This is a genomic window from Legionella drozanskii LLAP-1, from assembly GCF_001467585.1.
GTDB classification, from domain to species: Bacteria; Pseudomonadota; Gammaproteobacteria; order Legionellales; family Legionellaceae; genus Tatlockia; species Tatlockia drozanskii.
Genome location: NZ_LNXY01000031.1, coordinates 112,178 through 137,036, shown reverse-complemented (window position 1 = coordinate 137,036; position 24,859 = coordinate 112,178). Strand labels below are relative to the sequence as shown.

The following is a 24,859-nucleotide window of genomic DNA, read 5'->3' as shown; positions in this document are numbered from 1 at the left end:
GCTTGCGGTTTCAATATGTATCCATTATTTGTCCACATTTGATATAAATTCTCACTTTGAGATTGAGAAAAGGGATAAGCCTGGCTACTCTATGTGGGCTTTTTTTCTTTGAGCAAAGTTCAAAACTAAAGCTCAATTGGAAGCAAGAAAATGAGATGGATCTTTCGTTTTAACTAGGAAGAAAAAAGAATAATTAGGAGTAGCTAGTATGAAATATAAAGCTTTAATATTAGCAATTTCTGCTCTATCCAGCTCAGTTTTTGCCGCCAACAATGATGAGCTACAGCAAGAAATTATACGATTACAAGAGCAAACAAAACAATTACAAACACAGTTGGATCGTTTGCAAAAACAATTAGTTGCACAGTCTGTAATCAAACCCACAGCCAGACCAGCGGTAAAACCTGTTATCGCAAAACCTACAGTAAAAAAAGCGCCTGCAGTCATAGCTGCTAATAAGCGGGCCAAAACAAATAATCAGCCAGGCATCAATAGAGTTGTGGAAACAGAAAAAGCAAAAACTTTCCACACTAGTGTACTATCCGTACATACAGCGGATAAAGATCATAGGGCAAGAGGATTTTACCCCACTGCTTTGATTGCGGATGGAAGAGTAATTAGCTACATTGCTGGAACGCCAGTGGTGAGCTCGCCCTATCTAGGTGCTAGACCCGCTTTTGATGGTTCAGACTATATTGTCAATATTTCAAGTATTAACCGTGATATTCGTTTGATGGAACAGCGTCGTCGATTATATCGTGCTTATGAAAGCATTGGCTATCCGAAGCCAAATATGCCAATTATTGCAATCAGTGGCAAAGCGGAACCCGTAGCAATGATTAATCAACCTTATGTAGGTCGATACGCAGGTGATATTAACCTTGGATCGAGTGAGCTTGATGTTGCAGCAGCTTTAAACGATAAAGTCGAAGCATTTATTTCAATGGCCTATGATGAAACGCCACCTCCAGTAGGGCAGCGCGTTTCAAACTCGGCATTCAGCCTCAACATGGGTTTTGTTAATATTGGTAATTTAGATCGTTCACCAATTTATTTTACTGCAGGTCAAATGTATGTACCCTATGGTCGTTACTCCAGTTCAATGATTAGTTCCACTCTGCCACAACGCTTAGCAAGAACAAAGGCAAGACCATTCATTTTAGGATATAAATCACAACAGGATTGGGGTCCTTATGCAGCCATTTATGGCTTTAAATCGGATACCAATTTAGGCCATTCTGGAATAGGCGGGGTAAATTTAGGATATACCATTCGAGCAGGCAATATTTCAGGTGATATAGGCGGAGGCTTCATTAGCTCTATATCCGATTCTACCGGAATGCAAGATAACGGTTCGCAACCTTTTACAACCTTTGGTGGGTTTGCGTCGGATACTAATGGAAGCGAATTAATTCGTAAGGTGCCTGCTGTCAACGTCCATGGAAATATTAGCTTTGATCGGTACAGCTTGACTGCGGAATGGGTAGGCGTATCACGTCGCTTTAGATTCGAAGACCTAAGCTATAATTGGCGAGGAGCAAAACCCCAAGCAGCGCAAATTGAAGGGGCGTTAACCTTTATGGCCTTTAATAAACCCTCATCTTTTGCTCTGGGCTATCAATGGTCGAAAGATACTCTAGCTTTACATTTACCAAAACACCGCTTTAGTGGAGTTTTCAATATTTCGATATGGAAAGATACTATTGAGAGTTTAGAGTATCGCCATGATGTGGATTACAATATCTATCAGTTTGCTAATGGTATAGCGCCTCCAGGTTTATTTAATTTACCTACATTTGGCACAGGCCGTAAAGCAGATGCACTGATTGCTCAAATTGGCGTGTTCTTCTAAACGACAAAGTGATCCTTTAGCAAAAACTGCTATGCTTATCCACAAGAGGTAATCTAAGTAGGTTGTTAGATGATTAGATGGAATTACCTAGCTCGCATAGGGATCGTCATGGGCTTTATGATCCTTTTTGCGCCTGTCAGCTGGGCTAATAAGATTGTTGAATTGACGGTAAACGGGCCGATAGGCCCCGCCACTGCCGATTACTTGTCGCGTGGGATAGATAATGCCCAAAAAGCAACTCTAATCCTCATTGTTATCGACACCCCGGGTGGTTTAGATAAATCAACAAGGCAGATTATACAAAGCATCTTAAATTCAAAAGTCCCTGTAGTGACCTATGTCGCGCCTAGTGGTGCACGAGCGGCCAGTGCAGGGACTTATTTGGTCTATGCCAGCACGGTAGCGGCTATGGCACCAAGCACGCATTTAGGAGCCGCTAGCCCTATTGATTTAACGGCTGCGATGGGTAGTGAAAGCAAACCCGCTGCAGCGAAAACGACTTTGGAAAAAAAAGTAACCAACGACTCGCTTGCTTACCTCCGTTCACTCGCTCAATTACGCAATCGTAATCCAGAGTTTGCGGAAAAAGCGGTACAAGATGCTATGACTTTAACTGCTGACGAAGCACTTCAAACCAAAGTAATTAATTTTATTGCCAAAGACAAAAATGATTTACTTACTCAGCTTAATGGACAAATAGTCACGCAAGACGGACAAAAAATCCAATTAGCAACAGACCGAGCAGAAATTGAAAGCAGGCCACCTGATTGGCGCACCCGCTTCTTGGAGATTATTACCGACCCCACAGTCGCCTACTTTCTTCTCTTATTAGGTGTCTATGGTATTTTCTTTGAGTTAATTAATCCAGGATATATGCTGCCTGGAGTCGTTGGTGCGATTGCATTTTTAATTGCACTCTATGCCTTGCAATTATTGCCGGTTAATTATGCCGGCCTTGCTCTTATCCTACTCGGCTTAGCCTTTATCACGGGAGAAGCCTTTGCCCCCGCCTTTGGAGCCTTAGGTCTAGGCGGAACTATTGCTTTTATTTTAGGTTCAATCTTACTAATCGATAGTGATACACAAGGTTATCACATTGCTTGGTCCGCAATTGTTGCTATGGCGTCTGTTAACCTACTGATTTTATTTACATTAATTAGCATGATAATAAGATCTCGGAAATCTAAGCTAAAACATGGAGTGGAGATACTTATTGGTGCAGAAGGTCGGGCCTTGGGAGCAATTGATAGCTATGGGCAGGCGGTAATTCGAGGCGAGATTTGGAGTGTGCATACAAAAAAATCAATTGCAGCTGATAAACGAATAAAAGTAATCGCTGCTCAGGGCTTACAACTGGAGGTAGAGGAAATAGGTAGTTCTCAGCGTAATTAAACATTAGGAGAAAAAAGATGAGCGCTTTTTTCGGATTTTTAGTGATTATTATTGCATTTTTACTGATGTCCACCTTTCGTGTTTTGCGAGAGTATGAGCGCGCCGTTGTCTTTATGTTGGGTCGTTTTTGGCGCGTCAAAGGACCGGGTTTAGTGATTTTAATTCCTATAGTACAACAAATGGTGCGTGTGGACTTGCGAACGGTGGTGATGGATGTGCCGAGTCAGGATGTGATTTCGCGAGATAATGTTTCAGTCCGCGTCAATGCAGTACTTTATTTTCGTGTAGTCGATCCTGAGAAAGCCATTATCCAAGTAGCCAATTATTTAGAGGCAACGAGTCAACTTGCCCAGACAACTTTGCGTTCCGTTTTAGGTCAACATGAATTGGATGAAATGTTAGCCGAGCGTGAGAGGTTAAATTCCGATGTACAAAAAATCTTAGATGCACAAACCGATGGCTGGGGCATTAAAGTTTCTAACGTAGAAATCAAGCACATTGATTTAGATGAAAGTATGATACGTGCTATCGCTAAACAAGCGGAGGCTGAGCGCGATAGACGAGCAAAAATAATTCATGCAGAGGGTGAGTTACAAGCCTCAGAAAAATTGTCTCAGGCAGCAAAAGTACTCGCGCGCGAGCCTCAGGCGATGCAATTACGTTATCTACAAACGCTGACGGCTTTGGCAAACAGCAATACATCGACGATTGTCTTTCCGATGCCTATCGAGCTAGGTGAGTTATTACGAAAAGTAGCAAAGAAATGAGCTGAATTTTGTGAAATGAGACGTTTCTAGAGATAGGGTTGGCGCTTTCTTTTTGCCATTTCTGCAGTAAATGTTTCTTTAAATAATTCATTGGCAGAACCTGGACTTGGGTTAAAAATAGGAATGGTGAGTTCAACTTCGTCATTTGGGTCTGCCTCACAAACTGCCTCAACAACGATTTCTGCCGCTTCTTTTGCGTCCCAGCCGTAAACACCAATGCCTAGAGGTTGTAAAAAAAGAGGCCGACGTAATTTTTTTGCATCGATAACAGCCTCTTCAACTGCTCTTTTATATTGCTCTTTAAACCGCTTTTCTTTTTCTGCTGGGGTAGATATTTTCTCAAAGGTTAAACCGGTACCACCGGCTATGAACGGAACTGTGGCTACACCACCGAGATAACTATCTTGCTGAGCAATACGCACATAAGCTGGCATTTCTTCCTGCCCCCCGTGGTAGCTATCTAAAATATGTTGCAAAGCCTCCTGCCAGCCACCGGATATATTGTTTTGATGAATATTTTTATTGAAAAATCGTTTAAACACCATAAAACCTGAGCCCATAGCGGACACGCTAGAACAAGTGACCGTACCTGCACAGACAATTAGAGAGTTTTCTTTAGGTTCAATGCGCGTAGTTGTTGCGAAGGGCATAGAAGTTCTCCATCCATAAAATCTTAACCCATTAATTATAGTGTACCGCCTCGGCGAGTAAATATTGGATCTGGTGGACACTTTGTGGTAGAAGGTTATTTTTTGTCAAGTAATTTATGTGGGGCCGTTCATGGCAATTAAATCGGATCGATGGATAGAAAAAATGGCGCTGGAACATGGAATGATTTCTCCATTTCAGAGCGGACAAGTGCGTGAAAACGAGGGCGGACGGATTATTTCCTATGGCGTATCAAGCTATGGTTACGATGTGCGTTGTGCCAATGAATTCAAGATATTTACGAATATTAACTCAGCAATCGTGGATCCTAAGGCGTTTGATGAAAATAGTTTTGTGGACGTGAAATCAGACGTATGTATTATCCCACCGAACTCCTTTGCTCTGGCGCGCACAGTGGAATATTTCCGTATTCCTCGGACGGTCTTGACTATTTGCTTAGGCAAATCTACCTATGCACGGTGTGGAATTATCGTGAATGTCACGCCCTTAGAACCTGAGTGGGAAGGTCATGTGACTTTAGAGTTTTCAAATACCACCCCGCTTCCTGCTAAAATTTATGCCAATGAAGGGGTGGCGCAAATGTTATTTCTAGAGTCTGATGAGGTCTGCGCTGTATCCTACCGTGATAGAGGTGGTAAATACCAAGGACAAACAGGGGTGACTTTGCCACGAACTTGATAGCTTCAATAGTGTAGCAACTGTCCTTTTAAGACAGTTGCTAGGTTTTAATCTTCGTCTTTTAACGGAAATTTTGAACGCGAAGCGTCAACCCGTTCTCTAAGCTCCTTACCGGGTTTAAAATGAGGGCTGTATTTGGCCTCCGTAACCACTTTCTCACCGGTTTTGGGATTGTGTGCATTACGTGGGGGGCGATAATGCAAAGAAAAACTGCCAAAGCCACGAATTTCAATGCGCTTATTATCAACAAGTGCTTCACTCATTAATTCAAGAATACGATTAATGCTGTCTGCTACCTGTTTTTCAGGAAGATGTGTCATTTTTGCAGCAAGGTTTGCAATCAGTTCCGATTTGATCATACCCACCTCGGTTAGCCGCGTTTTTGGGGCGTCATCACCAAGACACAGCAGGTGCTGACTTTCTTTACCACTTTATTTTAGTATAGACAGGTAAAGAAATTATTCAATCTTATCAACCAACTGTATCAACATTTTATTCTGCAATGCAATCCCCTTCTGGGGATCTGATGAGAATTCTCTTGTTTTGTAGGTAATTTGGCGTCTTTTGTGGTGTTGTTGCAGGCTTTATTGCCCATTTTACAGGCGTTGTTGGATGAAAGCATTAACAATACCCCAACTCATTGCGACTTGAGTGACTCGCAGGCAGGTAAATAATTCGGATGAGAGAGATTTAGACGTGCTGATAACAAGTGAGCCGGATTTGATTTGTTCAATGCTTTTTGAGACGGCTATCCAACTATCGCCAAAAAAGCCGGTGGCATTAATAAAAATTAATGAGGCCTCATCAAATCGGGTTTGCAAAATATCCGCTTTTTTAAATTCGATACGCTTTGCTTTTTCAAAATAATCCGGAAGTTCTTTTAAACGTCCTTGCTGTAATTCTGCAGTTTGGTATAGAGAGGAAAACAACTCGATACCACAACTTTTCTTGACATTAAAAACCATGGCACAGGCTAATACTGCTTTTCCTGTGCCGCTGCCTAAATCATAAAATACAGTGGCTGAATTTGGATTACCTAATGATAATAGAGCGATAAAAGATTCAAATTCTATTTCGCCATAAACATATTCAAAGGCATCTCCCTGAATCCTTTCTGCTTTAGATAGGGCAAAACCATCGATATTGGCATAAAGATGTTGAAAAACTGCGAAATGCTTATCAAGGGATAAGGTATTTTTCCAGCGTTTTACACGTCGGTGCTCTCTTCTCATGTATAGAACTAAGACAAAACTGCCGGCGATTAAAAACAGAAATGCAAGCCACATAATTAATTTTGAATAAGAATCGTATTGATATGGTAGCTCTTGAGAAGAAGAAGATCATGTATTTTTCACAAAGGGAACTTAGTTATTTCTCCGCGAAAGAGATACATGGCAGGGAAATATTTCAGGTTTAGGTTGAATTTGGTGGCTTATTATTGGAATGTCGAGGTAAATAAAAGGCGGGCTGATCTAAAATAATCACTTTCTTTCTGGAGTTATCGTTTTATCCACTCACACTGCGCTTAATTTATACTTACTAGTTTTGATTTATGCATTATACTCTAATCGTTAATATTCCCTTAATCTTAATTGCTTAAAATGTAACTAGTGATTAAAAATTTAGATCAAGACATGCGGGAGAGAGTACCATGCGGAGTAAATCAGGTTTTTTTAAAACCAATGTAAGAGCCGGTGCTCCACTTTATCAGACTGTATCTAAACCAGAACCAAGCTTTGTTGATGTGGGGGGAACGGGAGACTGTGGATTCAGAGGAGCGGCTGCAGCAATCCTTAGTAATATTGGGGACGAACCAGCACGGGATAATCAAGTTCTAGCTAAATATATACTTGAGATTCACGCTTCTTATTTTTCTCAACAGCCAATTTTTGATCGTTTAATGACTCCTGTGGAGCATTTATCAAAATTAGTAGAAGCTCCTCACAATCGCGCAAAATTTGTCTTAGAATTATCTTATGCTTTGCGTCAAGTTACAGTAGATGAATTATGTCGTTTTCCAGATAAATATCCAGGTGCTTTTGTTAGCGATAATGAAAAAACAGACCCTGCTAATATGAGAAAGCGAGATACCTGGATAGATGAATCTGCTATTGCTGCCTTATCAAATGTAACGAAAATACCTATTACCGTGCAAGTTGTTGAGCCAGGTAAAGAACTGCATCTAAGTTTAAACTACAATGAAGAACTGAAGGATGCTATAGGCAGTCCAATTACTCTGCAATTGCAGAACAAGCATTATCTGCCCCTAGTATCTAACCCTGAACAGTTCGCGTTATTAAACCCTAATAAAGTAATCATTAGTACTCATCGCGTTCAGGCTGCTGAGCCGATTAATCCGCCTCCGAAGGATCCTGAACTATCTGAAATCTTAGCTATAATTGAGCAAGCAGATAAAGATTTAATAAAAGAATATGAAGAAACCTTAAAACGCCTAGAATTAATGGTAAATCTTGGTGAGTTTGGTGATTCGCCTAATGATGTTCTGATGAAAATTTATATCGCTGGAATGAATAAAAGTGATTATCTCGCAGGTCGAGTGAAGCAAGTTGGCATTGAACATGGTAATCAAGATTTCTTTCAAAAAGCAATCGATAGAGCACAGAAGGGTGTGGAACCCGTTAGCTTGCCTAAAGGGGATTTTGATGATCAAATCACTAAGGAATTAGTGCGTGCTATTGCTCGAGCGATAAGTATCGGACACTTAACGCATTCTGTTTATGAGAATCTAGAACAAACTCGTTCTTTCAAAGTTTCTTAATGCCTGAAGCTTGGTTGGCTTAACCAACCAAGCTTTCAAAGAAAACCTTGTTCTTTCATCCACTCATCATTGGCATATTTTGACATGTAATTTCGGATTGAGTCGGGCAGAATCACTAAACATTTTTGTCCTTTTTGCAGGGATTTAGCCGCTTGCAAAGCGCCCCACATTGCCGCTCCGCAAGACCCCCCGACTAATAACCCCTCTTCACGGATTAAACGTCTTGCTATGTGGAAAGAGTCTTTATCGTTTGTTTTGATATAAGCATCAATTAAATTATTGTTCAATACTTCGGGGAAGAAATCATAACCTATTCCCTCTACATGGTAGGGTTTAATTTCATCACCGCCACCAAGAATAGAACCAATGGGATCAATTCCGATGATTTTAATGGCTGGGTTATATTCTTTTAAGCGTTTAGCAATGCCTGTTATCGTCCCCCCAGTTCCCACACCAGCGACAACCATATGCAGATCCTTACCAAAATCCTCAATAATTTCCTCGGCAGTACCATGATAGTGGGCATTGGGGTTATCAGGATTGGCGTATTGATCAAGAATATGAGAATTAGGTATCTCGCGTTGTAGTTCTTTAGCTAAAGAAATATGGCTATCCGGATCATTCCAGGCTGCTTCGGTACGTGTACGGTAAATGGTTGCGCCTAAGCGTTCGAGGACAGATTGTTTTTCCTGACTCATTTTATTGGGCATAGTAATAACGACTTTATAACCCATTACAGCGCCAGCCAAAGCAATGCCAATACCGGTGTTACCGGAAGTTGGTTCAATGAGGGTATCGCCTGGTTTAATTCGTCCGCTGCGTTGTGCATTTTTAACCATTTCATAGCCAATACGATCTTTAACCGAGCCGCCAGGATTAAAAAATTCGCATTTAGCATAGATCTCACAGGGTAAATCTTTTCCTAATTGATTAATTTTTACTACAGGAGTGTGTCCTATTGTGGCTAGAATGTTTGGATAGATCATGACAGGCCCTTATAAACAATATGCTAGTCAGTATACGCTGAAACCGGGGTTAGTCGTCAAATTTCCTGTTATTCCTTGTTCTTGAAATTTACAGCATCATCAGTTGGGGCAAGGCCCAACATTTAAGATCTAGTAGATTTGCTAGGAGGCCCTCGTTATACTCGTTATCTATGTGAATAGACTATGAATAATACTGGGCGAGGGACAAGCAGAAAGCGAAATGAATGAACCTCAATCACCGGATGATACAACGCCTAATGAAACAGCAAAATCCAGGTTGTCTAGCCGATTCTCTTTGTTTTGGTGGATTTTGTTGCTATTTATTTTGGCATTCCTCATTTATTTTTTTAAATATCGATCTACCAAGCCTGCTGAAGTAAAAAGACCGCCAGCGGTGGTTTTAGCCGTCGCACATAATAAAGATGTACCCATCTATATTCCGGCTTTAGGTAATGTGATAGCCACGTATACTATCACTGTGAAAACGCAAATTAACGGTTTGCTAATGAGGGTGCTGTACAAAGAGGGGCAGGTAGTCAAAAAAGGAGATTTGCTGGCAGAAATTGATGAGCGCCCCTTATTAGCCCAGCTGACACAATACCAAGGACAATTGGTCCGTGATCAAGCTTTACTGGCAAATGCCTTGGTCGACCTTCAGCGCTATCAACGTTTATGGAAGCAAGATTCTATTTCGCAACAAACCTTGGCAACTCAAGAATCATTAGTCCGGCAATATCAGGGCGACGTGAAAATTGATGAAGGTTTGATAGAAAGCACGAAAGTGAACCTGCTTTATTGCCATATTACTTCGCCCATCGATGGAAGGGTGGGATTACGCTTAGTGGATCCGGGCAATTTTGTCCAAACCTCGGATACGACTGGTCTCGTTGTGATTACGACCATCACGCCGATGACCGTTATTTTTACCATTCCTGAAGATGATCTATCAAAAATTTTACCCCGCGCTTTTACCGATAAAAACATTAAAGTTGAAGCCTTTGATCGTCGGCAATATAAACTATTGGCTACAGGATCTTTACTGACTATAGATAACCAAATTGATACCACAACAGGAACAGTAAGGCTAAGGGCAGTTTTCAGCAATAAAGAACGTATGCTCTTTCCTAATCAGTTTGTGAATATACGACTCCTCGTGACGACCATAAATAATGCTACTGTTATTCCTACAGCTGCGATTCAACATAGTGAGAAAGGGAATTTTGTCTATTTATTAAACTCTGATTTCACAGTAAAAACTCAACCGATTAAAGTAGGCGTGACGAGTGGTGATGAAACCGTTATTCAAGAAGGATTGTCTTTTGGCCAACAAGTCGTTGTCGATGGTACCGATAAATTGACGAATGGTGCGAAGGTGAGTATAGCCGCACCGGCTGATAAAGAATAATGGAATAACTGATGAATATTTCTGCTCCTTTTATTCAGCGATCAATTGCTACTTCGCTCCTCATGTTTGCTATTTTGTTAGTTGGCGTGCTGGCTTTTCAGTTGTTGCCTGTTTCTGCTTTACCAGAAATTGAATACCCAACGATTCAAGTGTCTACATTTTATCCGGGGGCAAGCCCCGATGTAATGGCTTCTACAGTCACAGCGCCTTTGGAAAAACAATTTGGGCAAATGCCAGGACTGGTTTTGATGAGCTCAAACAGTTCAACCGGCTCATCACTCATTAATTTGCAATTTACCTTAACAATGGATCTGGATGTAGCCGAGCAACAGGTGCAAGCGGCTATCAATGCGGCAAACAATTATTTGCCCCTCGATCTTCCTAATCCCCCAGTTTATAACAAAGTAAACGCCGCAGACGCACCGATAATGACCCTAAGTTTAACGTCTAAAACGCTGCCTTTGCCGCAGGTGGAAGATTTTGCTGAGACGCGTCTTGTTCCCAAAATTTCACAACTTGTGGGTGTTGGGCTAGTGAGTATTAGTGGAGGGCAACGACCGGCTGTGCGTGTTCAGGTCAATTCAGATAGCTTATCTTCCTATGGTCTTTCCATGGAGCAGGTGCGTTCAGCCATTTCGACTGCCAATGTGAATTTGGCAAAAGGTAATTTTGATGGTCCTCGTCTCGCCTACACCATTAGAGCTAATGATCAGTTACTAACTAGCGCAGACTATAAACCAATCATTATCACCTATAGAAATAACAGCCCAGTTCGCCTGCAAGACATCGCTAATGTGATTGATGGCGCCGAAAATGTCCGGCAAGCGGCTTGGATGAATTCAGAACCGGCTATTATTTTAAATATTCAGCGACAACCTGGCGCGAATGTCATTGCAGTTGTCGATCGAGTGCAAGCGTTGTTAAAACAATTGCATAGCACCTTACCGGAAGCGATTAATGTTTCGGTATTGACGGATCGCACGATTACCATTCGTGCTTCCATTAATGATGTGCAATTTGAGCTAGTGCTTGCGGTTGCTTTAGTGGTCATGGTGATTTTTCTTTTTCTGCGTAATCTTTCTGCAACCTTGATTCCCAGTATCGCTGTGCCGTTATCGTTAATTGGCACTTTTGGAACGATGTATTTATTGGATTTTAGTTTAAATAACCTCACGCTGATGGCTCTAACGATTGCCACAGGATTTGTTGTCGATGATGCGATTGTCATGATTGAGAATATTGCTCGCCACCTTGAGGAAGGCGAAACCCCGCTCAATGCAGCGTTGAAAGGGGCGAAGCAAATTGGTTTCACTATCCTGTCCTTAACGGTTTCTCTCATTGCCGTACTCATTCCTCTTCTTTTTATGAGTGACTTAGTGGGACGTTTGTTTCGTGAATTTGCTCTGACCTTGGCCGTCACTATTCTCATTTCGGCCTTTGTTTCATTGACGCTCACGCCGATGCTCTGTGCTCGTCTATTGCGTCATCGGGGGCCAGGCGATTTGAACCGTTTTGAACGCTTATCGACTCAGGTTATCAATAAACTGATTGAAATCTATAGTCGCTCCTTGAGTTGGGTACTTGAGCATCAAACCTTATTCCTTATCATTGCCATAATTACCCTGCTCTACACGCTTTTTTTATTTTATGTTATTCCCAAAGGTTTTTTCCCCACGCAAGACACTGGCGTCATTCAAGGCATTTCGCAAATGTCACAATCGATTTCGTTTAATGCCATGGCAGAGCGGCAACAAGCGCTAGCCAAAGTGGTGTTAGCGGATCCTGCTGTTGAAAATATTTCATCGTTTATTGGGATTGATGGTACCAATATTACCCAGAATAGCGGTCGTATTTTGATTACTTTAAAACCTCTTTCAGAACGAGGAATTAGTGCGGTTGACGTCATTCGACGATTACAAAATGAATTGGCCAAGGTGTCTGATGCTAGATTGTACATGCAGCCCGTGCAAGATTTGACAGTGGATACGCGAGTGAGTCGTACGCAATATCAATACAGTGTCAGTGCGCCAGATGCCGAGCAGGTCTCGTACTGGAGTAATTTACTGTTGGCAAAATTGGATAAGCTCCCTCAATTATTAGATGTGGCCTCGGACCAACAAAATCTAGGTTTAAAAACTGAAGTGAATGTGAATCGAGATACGGCTTCGCGTCTGGGAATCACTATGCAAACGATTGATGACACCCTGTATGATTCATTTGGTCAGCGGCAAATATCGATTATCTTTACCCAGCGTAATCAATACCGTGTTGTTCTCGAAGTGCTTCCTAAGTTGCAGGAAGATCCACAAGCCTTTAGAAGTACTTATTTAACTTCGGCCACTGGCGGATCGATTCCGTTGCGAACCTTCTCGCGAATTGCAAAAAAAGTGGGTGCCATTGTGGTTAACCGGGAAAATCAGTTTCCTGTGGCCACGCTCTCTTTTAATTTAGCGCCGAAGGCTTCTTTAGGTGACGCTATGAACGCGATTGAGCAAGTAAGCACGGGACTGGATATTCCCTTGAGTGTTCAAGCTAGTTTTGAAGGTGCGGCTAAAATATTTAAGGCTTCGTTGAATAATGAAGGATGGCTGTTGTTAGCGGCTATTGTCGTTGTTTATATTATTTTGGGGGTACTCTACGAAAGTTATATTCATCCCATTACTATTCTTTCTACCTTGCCTTCAGCGGGTATGGGGGCGTTGTTGGCCTTATTACTCACAGGAAATGAGTTAAGTATTATCGCGCTGATTGGTATTATTCTGCTTATTGGTATTGTCATGAAAAATGCGATCCTGATGATTGATTTTGCGCTGGAGCAGGAGCGTAAATATTTTAAAGCCCCGCGTGATGCGATTTTTCAGGCCTGTCAGCTGCGGTTTAGACCAATTTTAATGACCACTTTAGCCTCTATGATTGGTGCGGTTCCTCTTGCCTTCAGCTCTGGAATGGGTGCTGAATTGCGTCAACCCCTTGGTATTGCGATCATCGGCGGTCTTCTTGTCAGTCAATTATTAACCCTGTATACCACGCCGGTTATTTATCTTTACTTTGATAGGCTAAAATCTAAACTAGGTTCAGTCAGACTGAGTTCGCACACTAAGCTTTCGCATGAGAATAAAGAATGAGCTTGTCTTCTCCTTTTATTCATCGACCGATTGGGACAAGTTTGTTAGCCTTAGGTTTGGCACTTGCAGGAATTGTGGCCTTTAACTTATTACCGATTGCCCCTTTGCCGCAGATTGAATTTCCAACAATAAGTGTGACTGCGACTTTACCGGGTGCTAGTCCGGAAAATATGGCAACCTCTGTTGCCGCTCCGCTTGAACGACAGCTAGGTCGTATTGCGGGTATTACCCAAATGACTTCCGCCAGTATATTAGGTGTAAGCCAAATCATTTTACAGTTTGATTTATCACGGAATATTGATGGGGCTGCACGTGATGTGCAAGCTGCAATTAATGCGGCGGCGGGACAATTGCCCGCCAACTTACCTACCGAGCCTACCTATCGCAAAATAAATCCTTCTGACGCGCCAATTATGGTGATGTCACTCACTTCCCGGCAATACAGTCGGGGCGAAATGTACGATGTGGCTTCGTCGATATTACAGCAAAGACTTTCGCAAATCAGTGGCGTCGGGCAAGTCATTGTGGGGGGAAGTTCTTTACCTTCAGTCCGTGTCGAATTAAATCCGACGGTCTTAAATAGTTATAAAATAGGTCTACCTGATGTGGCTAACGCGATTGCCGCAGCCAACGTGAATCAAGCCAAAGGCCAAATTATACTCGGTGAGACAACGAGTTCAGAACTAGTAACTAATGATCAAATGACACGAGCTGCCCAGTATGCGCCAATTATTATTGCTTACCGTAATAATAGTCCGGTACGTATTTCTGATGTCGGGGAAGCTCATGATTCAGTCCAGGATGTGCGCAATGCCGGATTAGCCAATGGCAAGCCCGCTGTTTTAATAGTCATTTTTAAACAGCCAGGGGCTAATGTGATTGACACTGTCGAGCAGATAAAAGCTGCCTTGCCTCAGCTTAAGGCTTCCATTCCCGCCGCGATGGATCTGGAAGTCACGCTTGATCGCACCCAAACTATTCGAGTTTCTTTGCATGATGTCGAAATCACTTTAGTAATCGCCATGATTCTTGTGATTTTGGTGAGTTATCTCTTTTTAGGTAGTACGCGCGCCATGTTAGTTGCGGGCGTTGCAGTGCCTTTATCGTTATTAGGGACTTTTGCAGTGATGCAACTTCTAGGTTATAGCCTTGATAATCTTTCACTCATGGCGCTCACTATTTCAACAGGATTTGTTGTCGATGATGCGGTGGTGGTTCTTGAAAATATCGCTCGCCATATAGAGATGGGTGCAAACCGTATGCAAGCCGCATTAGACGGCGCGAAAGAAGTGAATTTTACCGTCGTTTCGATGAGCCTCTCATTGATTGCTGTGTTTATTCCTATTTTATTTATGGGAGGTTTAGTTGGCCGGCTATTTAGGGAGTTTGCCGTTACTTTATCCGTTGCCATCCTCATTTCTATGGTGGTGTCACTGACAGTAACCCCGATGATGTGCTCTCGAATTCTGACTCATATAGACAAGAAGAATCGCAATTTCTTTACCTCTTTTCTTGAAAAATCCCGTCATTATTACGGGAAAAGTTTGAATTGGTCATTAAGGCATTCCCAGTTTATGCTATTTTTAGCGTTGCTAACGTTGATTTTAAATATTTTTTTGTATGTGGTGATATCCAAAGGCTTTTTTCCTCAACAAGATATTGGTCAATTAGCCGGGACAATCCAGACTGATCAAAGTCTTTCTTTCCAAGCTACGGATAAGAAATTTCATGAGCTTGTGGATATTATCTTGCAGGATCCAGCAGTGAAGAATATCGTTGGTTTTATCGGTGGTAATACCCGAACGACAACGGGTTCTGTATTTGTGTCCTTAAAGCCACTTAGCGAGCGTAGAATTTCAGCCGACCAGATTATTAGTCGATTACGTCCTAAACTGGCAAAAGTGGTCGGTGTTTATTTATACTTACAAGCTTCTCAAGATCTGATAGTTGGTGGTCGCCAGACCAGTGCACAGTTTCAATATACTTTAACAGGCAATGATATCCAGGAGCTTGGGCAGTGGGCTTCATTGGTCATTGAAAAATTAAACCAAATACCAGGTATTGCGGATTTAAATAGTGATCAGCGTGATCGTGGTTTACAGGTCTTTGTTAATATTGATCGAGATACGGCATCCCGTTTTGGCATCACAGCAGAGCAAATTGACAACACACTTTATAGTGCTTTCGGACAAAGCCTAGTATCGACTATCTATACCTCTGTGAATCAATATTATGTTGTGATGGAGGTGGCACCGAAATATTGGCAACGACCTGAAACCTTAAATGAAATCTATGTGATTTCCCCAGCCGGACAGGAAGTACCTTTATCGGCCTTTGCTAGTTTTACTCCTGGCTCTACTCTATTGTCTGTCAATCATCAAGGTCAAGCGCCTTCGGTTACTATTTCTTTCAACTTGCTTCCGGGTACCCCTTTGGATAAGGTGGTAAATGATGTTCTGAAGACGGTTGCTAATATGAATTTGCCCCCGTCAATCCAAGCTTCTTTTCAAGGTACCGCGCAGGCTTTCCAAGATTCTCTCGCCAATCAACCCTATCTGATCTTAGCGGCTCTTCTAGCCGTTTATATTGTATTAGGAATGCTTTATGAAAGTCTGATTCATCCGGTTACCATCCTTTCAACCTTACCTTCTGCCGGCGTGGGCGCCTTATTGGCATTAATGTTGAGTGGTACTGATTTCAGTATCATTGCCTTAATCGGTATTATTTTGCTAATTGGAATTGTTAAGAAAAATGCGATTATGATGATTGATTTTGCTTTAAATGAAGAACGTAATCACAATAAAACACCACGTGAAGCAATTTATGAGGCGGCATTAATGCGTTTTCGGCCGATTATGATGACCACAATGGCTGCCATGTTTGGGGCTTTGCCTCTTGTATTTGGTCTTGGACTAGGTTCAGAGTTACGTCAACCGCTTGGAATCACCATTGTCGGTGGATTGGTGGGTAGTCAACTTTTAACACTTTATACAACCCCAGTTATTTATCTAGCTATGGAAAATGTGAATATTCGGTTCCATCGTTTTTGGAAGTCTAGGAAAAAAAGCCTTACGGCCTAATGTATTAGTCCATGGGATGGAAAAGCAGTGCTCATTTGCAAAAATCTGAGGCATGCAGCGCATAATCGCTATTGATAACTATCCGTATATTAGTTTCTAATGAGAGCAAACTTAAGCCTGTAACTTATTTTTGTGTTAATGAGGCAACTTTAAATTGATGCTTTTGCTAAGGGATTCATGATGTCCGTAATGGGGAAATTCTCAACTCTAATAATAAGCTTATTATTGGCTTCCTGTGTTGTTGGGCCCAATTATGTTCGTCCAGGCGTTAAACTTTCAGACAAGTTTAAAGAAGCAAAAGGAAAAGCGTTCAAACCTGAACAGCCTCCTGATGGTTGGAAAATAGCATCACCCTGTGACGATATTAAGCGAGGTGAGTGGTGGACAATATTTCATGATCCTACTTTAAATCGCTTGGAAGATGAGCTTAATCATTGCAATTTAAATATTATGAATGCCTGGGCAAATTATTCCCAATCTCTTGCCATTGTGGATGAGGCGCGGGCAAGTTTTTTCCCTAATTTAATCGGTACGTTTAACCTTTTTAGGCAGAAATTTGGCGGTGGGGGGACTTCATTTTTTACGACCTCAGGTGTGTCAACAACGACTGGAACGGCCGCTTCAAGTGCAGTCTCTAAATCGGTGACGGTAACTACTTATTCAACTTTTTTAGCAGCCAATTGGGAACCTGATATTTGGGGACAAGTTCGTCGTACGGTTGAGGGTGATGCTGCGACAGCACAATCTAATCAAGCCTTATTAGCGGCAACTCGCTTATCAGCCCAAGGTTCGTTAGCGCAATATTATTTTGAATTACGCGCCCTTGATACGGATCAAAAACTATTGAATGACACGGTGATTGGTTATAAAAAAGCGCTGCAGTTAACACGCAATCAATATGCTGTGGGTGTCGCTTCGCGAGCCGATATTGTTCAGGCACAAAGTCAATTAGAGACAGCGCAAGCGCAAGCAATTAATAACGGTATTTTGCGCGGGCAATATGAGCATGCGATTGCCGTGCTAATCGGCCGCCCACCTGCCAATTTTTCCTTAGCGTTTAATCCATTGAGAACGCCGCCGCCAACTATTCCAGTGACAGTTCCTAGTGTTTGGTTAGAGCGTAGACCAGATGTGGCTCAAGCAGAGCGTTTGATGCAGCAGGCGAATGCCCAGGTCGGCATCGCCATTGCGGCATATTTTCCCACTTTAGATTTAACAGCTAATATCAGTGCGGCTGGTCGAAGTCTGCATCAGCTCTTCACTCATCCGAGTGTGGGTTGGTCTGCCGGTTTACAATTAGCTGAGACCATTTTCGACGGAGGGTTGCGCGACGCGACCGTGAGGGCCGCAAAAGCCGGTTATAATGCTCAAGTCGCTGCCTATCGCCAAGCCATCTTGACGGCTTTACAAGATGTAGAAGATAACCTCATTGCTTTGCGTTTACTAAAAGAACAAAGTGTCGCACAAAATGCAGCGGCAGCAAGTGCAAAAAAAGCGTTACAGCTTGTTTTCAATCAATATAAATCAGGTATAGTGCCTTATTCCAGTATTATTGTTGCGCAAATTACAGCCTATAACGCGCAAAAAGCAGCCTATGATGTGGTTGGATTGCAAATGACTGCAGCGGTTGGTTTAGTGAAAGCCTTGGGAGGCGGTTGGAGTACAAAAGATATCTGTCCTATACGAATTTACCCAAGGGTTATTCCTGATGAGCTAATAAGGCCTGCTCTTGTTGTGCCGGGATGATTGAATTTAATGCAGATTTTACAAGTAGCTTAAGTATGGATAGAATGCAGAATTGAATAATTCATTTATTTTCAAGGATGACATCATGAAAAAAAAAGTTTTCTTGTCTAAATTAGCTTGTGCAACTCTTTTGGCCTCTCCTTTGCTATTAACGGGTTGCCAAATGATGGATGATGTATTTGGTGGACAACCCCCTACTTATGGTCGTAATCAAACCTCTTCTTATCATCATGGTTCGGACTCTAGTTCATCGTCATCTTCTCGCGCAACCACAAGTGGTTCTAATTCTGGAGCAGCTTCAACGGTACATAGAACGGTAAACAAAGCATCATCTGGTTCCGTGCCAGTAGAGCCTCCATCAGTGAAAAGCTCGGTTCCCACTAGTGCACCCTATGTAGAGTCAAGCAGAAGTGCAAGCTCAGGTTCTTCTCCAAGCTCAACCACTAGTAGCACAGTAGCAATTCCTTCTGCACCAATTGTAGCTCCAGCAACAGCACCTACGATGACAGCACCTGTTGCTCAGTAAGTTAGTGTTTAAGACGTTTTTCTAGCTGGACTATAAGGAATTAGTATGAGTACTATAGCGGATGTTTTTGTTGATGCTCTAGAACATGCTGGCATTAAACGTATCTACGGTATCGTAGGTGATTCTTTAAACGGTCTTACTAATGCCTTACAGAAAAGAAAGACGATCGAATGGATACATACCCGCCATGAAGAAGTCGCTGCCTTTGCTGCTGGTGCAGAGGCGCAATTGACTGGTGAACTTGCTGTTTGCGCAGGAAGTTGTGGTCCTGGCAATACTCATTTAATCAATGGACTTTATGATTGCCAACGCAGTAACGCCCCCGTACTTGCTATAGCAGCCCATATCCCAACAGCGGAGATAGGCGGTGATTATTTTCAGGAAACTCACCCCAATATCTTGTTTAAGGAATGTAGTTGCTATTGCGAAGTTATTTCCTCAGTAGAGCAAATGCCTCGGTTAATAAAAATCGCTATGCAAACTGCTATTGCGAAGCGTGGAGTAGCCGTTTTAGTGATTTCTGGGGACGTTGCTTTACAAGAAATGCGCAAACAAACTTTTTCAAATTGGCCAATAACCACCAAACCTATTGTGATTCCTGAGCAATCGGTGCTTGAAGATATTGCCAATCGCTTAAATGCTGCAAACAAAATAACTGTTTTTTGCGGCTATGGTGCTGCCGACGCACACCAATCTTTGATAGCTTTATGTAATAAATTGAGCGCGCCAATAGTTCATACTTTACGGGGCAAGCCTTTTATAGAATACGATAATCCCTACGATGTGGGTATGACAGGTTTAATCGGTTTTTCTTCCGGTTATTATGCCATGGAGGCCTGTGAAGTCTTGTTGCTTCTGGGAACAAGTTTTCCTTACCGACAGTTTTATCCCAGCAAAGCAGACATTATTCAGATTGATTTAAATGGTGAACAGCTTGGTAAACGAGCCAATATTGCTGTGGGTGCCGTGGGTGATGTGAATAGTACGGTCCAAGCGTTGCTTCCCTTATTAAAAAAGAAAAATGATAGTAGTCATTTGGAGCAGGCTTTAGGTCACTATAAACGTGCTCGCGCTGATTTAGATACGCTCGCTTGTGCAGATAGTAAATTGATTCATCCGCAATTTCTCACTCGTTTAATCGATGAAGAAGCCACCGAAGATGCGGTTTTTACTACTGATGTGGGCACTCCCACCGTGTGGGCTGCACGTTATCTTCAAATGAATGGTAAGCGCCGATTATTGGGATCGTTTAATCATGGATCTATGGCTAATGCCTTGGCGCAAGCTATAGGTGCTCAGGCGACCTACCCGGAACGCCAAATTATAGCGCTTTGTGGTGACGGTGGCTTTAGTATGCTAATGGGCGATGTTTTGACCCTGGTTCAACAGAAGTTACCCGTTAAAATAATCATATTTAATAACGGTACGCTCGGTTTTGTTGAAATGGAAATGCATGTTGGCGGCATGTTGGAATTTAGTACAGAGCTGGATAATCCTAATTTTGGAAAAATGGCTGAAGCTGTAGGTATAAAAGGGTATCGCGTGGATGATGCTGCCAATCTTCAAGAGACCATAAAAAATGCCTTTGCTCACGAGGGCCCTGCTCTTATCGACGTGAAAGTGAATCGCAATGAATTAGTGATGCCACCTACGATCAATGCTGCTCAGGTCAAAGGGTTCAGCTTATATGTAATGAAGGCCATTATTAATGGTCAAGGTACGGAAGTATTGGATTTGGTGAAAACAAATTTATGGCGTTAGAATTCAAGTTTTGGGTTGGATTTAATAATGAGCACATTAAAAGCACAAGCAGCAAAAGCCGCGCTAGCCTATCTTGAAGATGACATGATTATCGGTGTGGGCACAGGGTCAACGGTTAACTATTTCATCGATGAATTGGCAAGCATTAAACATCGTATTGATGCTTGCGTAGCCAGTTCAAAAGCAACTGAAGCGCGTTTAAAAGCGGCTGGAATTCCTGTCATTGACTTAAATGCAACTTCTGATCTCCCTATCTATGTGGATGGTGCTGACGAAGTGAATAAACGTTATGAAATGATCAAAGGTGGGGGCGGAGCGCTTACCCGCGAGAAAATCATTGCTACAGTTGCTCGTCAATTTATTTGTATTGTCGATGACTCGAAAATTGTTCAAAAGTTGGGTGCTTTTCCTCTTTCGGTAGAAGTCATTCCCATGGCTCGTAGTTTCGCTGCCCGTGAATTAGTGAAGTTGGGGGGAGATCCAGTTTATCGCGAGGATTTTGTAACTGATAACGGTAATATTATTCTCGATGTTTATAATCTAGAAATTACTTCGGCGATTGCTCTTGAAGAGGCGATCAAACTCATCCCGGGCGTGGTGGATAATGGTTTATTTGCAAAGCGTCTTGCTGATAAAGTTGTCGTCGCATCTAAGGCTGGGGTGACGGTATTTTGATGTCAGATTGTGCCAGGTTGGGCTTGGCCCAACCTACGCCGATAATCAAGCCGTATAAGACCTTTCTAACATATCCTCTTCTTCAGGTGTAAAAAGACTTCCCGGCTCTTGGAATTTTCCACCAAAAAGCGTGAAATAATTTTTAACTTTTTCTAGTTTCATCGGTGTTGATGGAGAGGTGATTTCTTTAATGAGGTTATCTTCGGTAGCTAAATCGATCTCTGTCTCTTGCTCACGATGAACTTGTTTACTCAATTTACGATGTAAGTCATTGCAAAGCCCGAGAATTCGCTGCATTTTTTCGAAAGAAAAATCATCATCCGTTTGATCCTCTAAAAGCTCCTCACCAAGAGTAACTAATTTTTTAAGTCCCGAGTTTTCTTCTATCTTGGGTGAGTCGAATGCTGCTGTTATTGCTAATCGAATGATTGGTTTCACAGTCCAAGCAAGTGGCGTTGTTGCGATTTCTAATAGACCTCGGATCAAACTAAACAATCCATCACCAAAGCGATAAATATCTAAGGTAAATGTTCCGGCAACTAATTTAACTATTCCGCTGGTTACATTGACTAGACCAACAAATGGCTGTTTGAAATCTTGAGCGAATTGGTAATCATCGCGATAGGGCCGAAAAAAACTGGTAAATAGCTTTCCTATTTTTTTCATTGAGTAAGTAAGGGGAACATAATCAAATTGGCCTAACTTAATATCCGGGTCATAGCTGCGATGCGGATAAAAATTAAAACGAACTTCTTGGTCAGGAGAAGGTTGACCAAGTAATTTATAATAGCTATCAATCACTCCTTCATGATCAAATACGACTTCTTGTTGGGAAAAATTAAATTTAAGCTCACGATATATTTTAACCAACTTCATCAAACTTCTTACGCGGAAAGTACTGTATTGCTCTACCTCTTTTACTTTTTTATCGGCATAAGGTCTGTACCATGCTTGATAATCAGCAAGCTTTTCGCGCAAAAGTGATTTGTCATCAAGCCCCTCTTCAATAGCAGGTCGCATTATTGCAAAGTATTTGGCAAGTGATTCTAATCCAGCGTTTAATCCTTTGAAATAGGATAAACCCAAAGCAGCATCACCACTGAGTGACACATCCGTTTCGTTATAAATAGTAGAGGTTTCTTGGACATGTAAAGCTGGCAATTCGTTAACACTAATTGCAATTGATTCTTTATTGATTTTAGATTCAGTAGCTGCGTATAACGCAATTAGTTCGGCAAGATAGTTTGTCGCAAATTTTTTAAGATGTTCGGGCAGTAAATCAATGTTTTCGACGGCTGACTCTGTTTTGGCATAAAAGGCTTTTGTTGCTAAATCAATTAATTGATCAAATTCGGTTTTCCCATCGATAAGCTCCGGACTCAGCATGCTAATTTCTGACGAGGTAATAGCTAGAGTAGAAAAAAATAATGCAATGGCTCCGATAGTATCACATAGTGTTTTTTATGAACAAGCATAATTGTTTTATTTATGCAAGCTTAATTTTATCTTAAGGATCGATCGATATACTGCCTTGCAATGTCGAAAGGAGTTCATCATGCGTATATTAATTGTTGAAGACAATGCCTTTAATGCTTTTTGCTTGTCTAGCTTGTTGGAAATGATTAATAAACAAATCAAGGTAAAGGTAGTTAACGATAGTCTGAGCGCGTTATGCTACATAGCTCAATATGAGGTTTCCCTAATTATTCTTGATGGTGATCTTGGTGCTAGACAGGACTTAAAATGCAATGGTCCAGCTCTTGCTGACCTTATCTGGTTAAATCATCCCTATATCCCTATTATTGCCTGGTCTGATTCGGAAGAAATGCGAACTGCTTTTTCGAGCGTATTTACTCAGCACAACAAAGAATTTAATGACTATAGTTGCTGGAAAAAAGAAGTGAAGTTGGATTTAATCCAACAATCTTTACCTTTTTTAATGACTCAGAATACGTTTAATCATTTTGATGACGCACAAAACACTGAAAACATGGACAATCTGGTTATGGCTAGTGCGTTAGCAGGCTGATTGATAAGTGGTTTTAGGGGATTAAAGGCAGTATTTTCATCGTGTAGAAAGCGCATGCTTAGAGCATGCGCGAAGATCAATTAACCTGCTTCAACTTCTTCAATACCAGTGAGCTGCGATAGGGGCTCGGCTCTTTTTCCACCCAGGTTGAGCTGCGAGAGTTTCTTATGTAACTTGGTGAACATGATAGGAAATACGCCGTTTCCTGTGACATTCGCTGTTGTTCCAAAAGGATCACAAATGAGATAAACAGCGGTGATTAATCCCACCATATCGCTGGAAAAACCAAGATGAGCCTCCAAAATAGGCGCAACGACTATAATCACCCCACCAGGTACTGCTGCAACAGCATATTTAGCTAAGGCAGTGTAGAGAGCAAAAATAGCAAAGGTGGAAAGGGAAGGAAGCGGTAATCCAAACGTGGATATAGTGGCTAGACTTAAGATAGGAATACCGATGGCAGAGCCAACTGTATGGATATTAATGATAGCAGGAACGAGCATCTTTGCCTGATCAGCATCATTAAGATTCTTTTCTGTAGAGAGGAGAAGCACAGGCATTGCTGCTGCACTTGAAATCGTACTAAAGCCCACTAAACTGGCTGGTAATACATTTTTAATGTAAGAAAGAAATTTCTTAAGATTAAATTGGCTAGCTATAAAATACCATAAAGTCAGATATAGCCATTGACTAAGAACAATTAAAACCAGAACTGGACCATATAATGTTAGTGAGGTTTGTAAAAGTTGTTCATGCTCAAGTTTGAATATAAATCCTAAAATAAACACAGGCAACAAAGGAATAAATACCTTTCTCAAAAAGCCATTCGCTAATTTATTTAATTTAACGGCGATATTTTTAGCAGCAGCATTTGGCCAAAAAGAAAAGAAAATACCAGTAGCAAAACCTATTAATAAAGCAACGTCATTCGTAACGAGCTTAGTTAGGTGAAATTGCCACGTAGGTGTTAACTGCAGTGAGTTAGCAATCGGTGCGGCAGTAAAATGCAGAAGATTAAGTCCCACGTAACCTGAGGTATAGCCATACATTAGTGCTGTGAAATTAGATGCAAACACGCACACAATGAGTAGCAAGACAAAAAAGAGCGCTCCCTTTTGTAGGTTAGAAAGACAAGAAAAAACGAAACTAAAAATAATAAAAGGCAATAAAAACTCAAGTATGCTTTTCATACTTAAGCTTAAAGCATAGCTAAGCGATTTTAGAGCTACAGGAATCTGTGAACCTAAAATCATAGGTAGAATCAGAATTACGAGCAATAAAATAGGGAGTTTTAATTTTTTAAAAAATTCTGTAGACATATAAATCCTTATATGAAACTAAAAGTCTGATTGTTAGCCCTCATAAGTTAAACTCTTACGAACCAAATTG

General features: G+C 41.6%; 19 protein-coding genes. 13 read left to right on the top strand and 6 right to left on the bottom strand.

Annotation, left to right across the window (positions count from 1 at the left end):
* The first annotated feature begins 208 nt into the window (after positions 1–208).
* From Ldro_RS14060 to Ldro_RS14050, 3 genes are all read left to right on the top strand, one after another.
* Positions 209–1,852, top strand: a complete 1,644-nt coding sequence (locus tag Ldro_RS14060) for an LbtU family siderophore porin (RefSeq protein ID WP_058497061.1) — start codon at positions 209–211, stop codon at positions 1,850–1,852.
* Between the two features lie 69 nt (positions 1,853–1,921).
* Positions 1,922–3,244, top strand: coding sequence for an NfeD family protein (locus tag Ldro_RS14055; protein WP_058497060.1), 1,323 nt, complete (start codon positions 1,922–1,924; stop codon positions 3,242–3,244).
* 17 nt (positions 3,245–3,261) lie between these two features.
* On the top strand, positions 3,262–4,011 hold the full coding sequence (locus Ldro_RS14050; RefSeq protein ID WP_058497059.1) for a slipin family protein: 750 nt from the start codon (positions 3,262–3,264) through the stop codon (positions 4,009–4,011).
* A 26-nt stretch (positions 4,012–4,037) separates the two neighbouring features.
* On the opposite strand, the gene Ldro_RS14045 is transcribed toward Ldro_RS14050, so the two are convergent.
* Positions 4,038–4,661, bottom strand: coding sequence for a macro domain-containing protein (locus Ldro_RS14045; RefSeq protein ID WP_058497058.1), 624 nt, complete (start codon positions 4,659–4,661; stop codon positions 4,038–4,040).
* A 130-nt stretch (positions 4,662–4,791) separates the two neighbouring features.
* Here Ldro_RS14045 and dcd point away from each other — a divergent pair, with 130 nt between their 5' ends.
* Positions 4,792–5,358, top strand: coding sequence for a dCTP deaminase (dcd, locus tag Ldro_RS14040; protein WP_058497057.1), 567 nt, complete (start codon positions 4,792–4,794; stop codon positions 5,356–5,358).
* A 47-nt stretch (positions 5,359–5,405) separates the two neighbouring features.
* Here dcd and Ldro_RS14035 read toward each other — a convergent pair whose 3' ends face one another.
* A complete protein-coding gene (locus tag Ldro_RS14035) occupies positions 5,406–5,717 on the bottom strand; it encodes an integration host factor subunit beta (protein ID WP_058497056.1) in 312 nt (103 codons plus the stop codon).
* Positions 5,718–5,954: 237 nt separating this feature from the next.
* Positions 5,955–6,644 (bottom strand): class I SAM-dependent methyltransferase, encoded by a 690-nt coding sequence (locus tag Ldro_RS14030; protein WP_058497055.1) that lies wholly within the window; start codon positions 6,642–6,644, stop codon positions 5,955–5,957.
* Positions 6,645–7,009: 365 nt separating this feature from the next.
* Between Ldro_RS14030 and Ldro_RS14025 the strand changes: the two genes are divergently transcribed.
* Complete coding sequence (locus tag Ldro_RS14025; RefSeq protein WP_058497054.1) at positions 7,010–8,137, top strand: OTU domain-containing protein; 1,128 nt, start codon at positions 7,010–7,012, stop codon at positions 8,135–8,137.
* Positions 8,138–8,172: 35 nt separating this feature from the next.
* Here Ldro_RS14025 and Ldro_RS14020 read toward each other — a convergent pair whose 3' ends face one another.
* Positions 8,173–9,123 (bottom strand): pyridoxal-phosphate dependent enzyme, encoded by a 951-nt coding sequence (locus Ldro_RS14020; RefSeq protein WP_058497053.1) that lies wholly within the window; start codon positions 9,121–9,123, stop codon positions 8,173–8,175.
* A gap of 220 nt (positions 9,124–9,343) precedes the next feature.
* Here Ldro_RS14020 and Ldro_RS14015 point away from each other — a divergent pair, with 220 nt between their 5' ends.
* The 7 genes from Ldro_RS14015 (at position 9,344) to rpiA (ending at position 21,441) form a co-directional block, all read left to right on the top strand.
* Entirely contained in the window at positions 9,344–10,528 is a 1,185-nt protein-coding gene (locus Ldro_RS14015) for an MdtA/MuxA family multidrug efflux RND transporter periplasmic adaptor subunit (protein ID WP_058497052.1), read from the top strand.
* A gap of 11 nt (positions 10,529–10,539) precedes the next feature.
* Positions 10,540–13,653 (top strand): multidrug efflux RND transporter permease subunit, encoded by a 3,114-nt coding sequence (locus tag Ldro_RS14010; RefSeq protein ID WP_058497051.1) that lies wholly within the window; start codon positions 10,540–10,542, stop codon positions 13,651–13,653.
* A complete protein-coding gene (locus Ldro_RS14005; RefSeq protein WP_058497050.1) occupies positions 13,650–16,733 on the top strand; it encodes an efflux RND transporter permease subunit in 3,084 nt (1,027 codons plus the stop codon). The genes Ldro_RS14010 and Ldro_RS14005 overlap by 4 nt, the downstream gene beginning before the upstream one ends.
* Before the next feature lie 189 nt (positions 16,734–16,922).
* On the top strand, positions 16,923–18,479 hold the full coding sequence (locus Ldro_RS14000) for an efflux transporter outer membrane subunit (protein ID WP_238584028.1): 1,557 nt from the start codon (positions 16,923–16,925) through the stop codon (positions 18,477–18,479).
* Positions 18,480–18,564: 85 nt separating this feature from the next.
* Positions 18,565–19,005 carry a hypothetical protein gene (locus Ldro_RS13995; protein ID WP_058497049.1) on the top strand — a complete coding sequence of 147 codons (441 nt, stop codon included), beginning with the start codon at positions 18,565–18,567 and terminating at the stop codon, positions 19,003–19,005.
* A gap of 45 nt (positions 19,006–19,050) precedes the next feature.
* Positions 19,051–20,766 (top strand): ubiquinone-dependent pyruvate dehydrogenase, encoded by a 1,716-nt coding sequence (poxB, locus tag Ldro_RS13990; RefSeq protein WP_058497048.1) that lies wholly within the window; start codon positions 19,051–19,053, stop codon positions 20,764–20,766.
* 27 nt (positions 20,767–20,793) lie between these two features.
* Positions 20,794–21,441 carry a ribose-5-phosphate isomerase RpiA gene (rpiA, locus tag Ldro_RS13985; RefSeq protein ID WP_058497047.1) on the top strand — a complete coding sequence of 216 codons (648 nt, stop codon included), beginning with the start codon at positions 20,794–20,796 and terminating at the stop codon, positions 21,439–21,441.
* Positions 21,442–21,486: 45 nt separating this feature from the next.
* Here the strand turns inward: rpiA and Ldro_RS13980 are convergent, their stop codons facing one another.
* On the bottom strand, positions 21,487–22,827 hold the full coding sequence (locus Ldro_RS13980) for a hypothetical protein (protein ID WP_058497046.1): 1,341 nt from the start codon (positions 22,825–22,827) through the stop codon (positions 21,487–21,489).
* Positions 22,828–22,996: 169 nt separating this feature from the next.
* Between Ldro_RS13980 and Ldro_RS13975 the strand changes: the two genes are divergently transcribed.
* Entirely contained in the window at positions 22,997–23,470 is a 474-nt protein-coding gene (locus tag Ldro_RS13975) for a response regulator (RefSeq protein ID WP_058497045.1), read from the top strand.
* 80 nt (positions 23,471–23,550) lie between these two features.
* Here Ldro_RS13975 and Ldro_RS13970 read toward each other — a convergent pair whose 3' ends face one another.
* Positions 23,551–24,789: a cation:dicarboxylate symporter family transporter gene (locus tag Ldro_RS13970; protein WP_058497044.1), complete on the bottom strand. Its 1,239-nt coding sequence runs from the start codon at positions 24,787–24,789 to the stop codon at positions 23,551–23,553.
* Between the last annotated feature and the right edge of the window lie 70 nt (positions 24,790–24,859).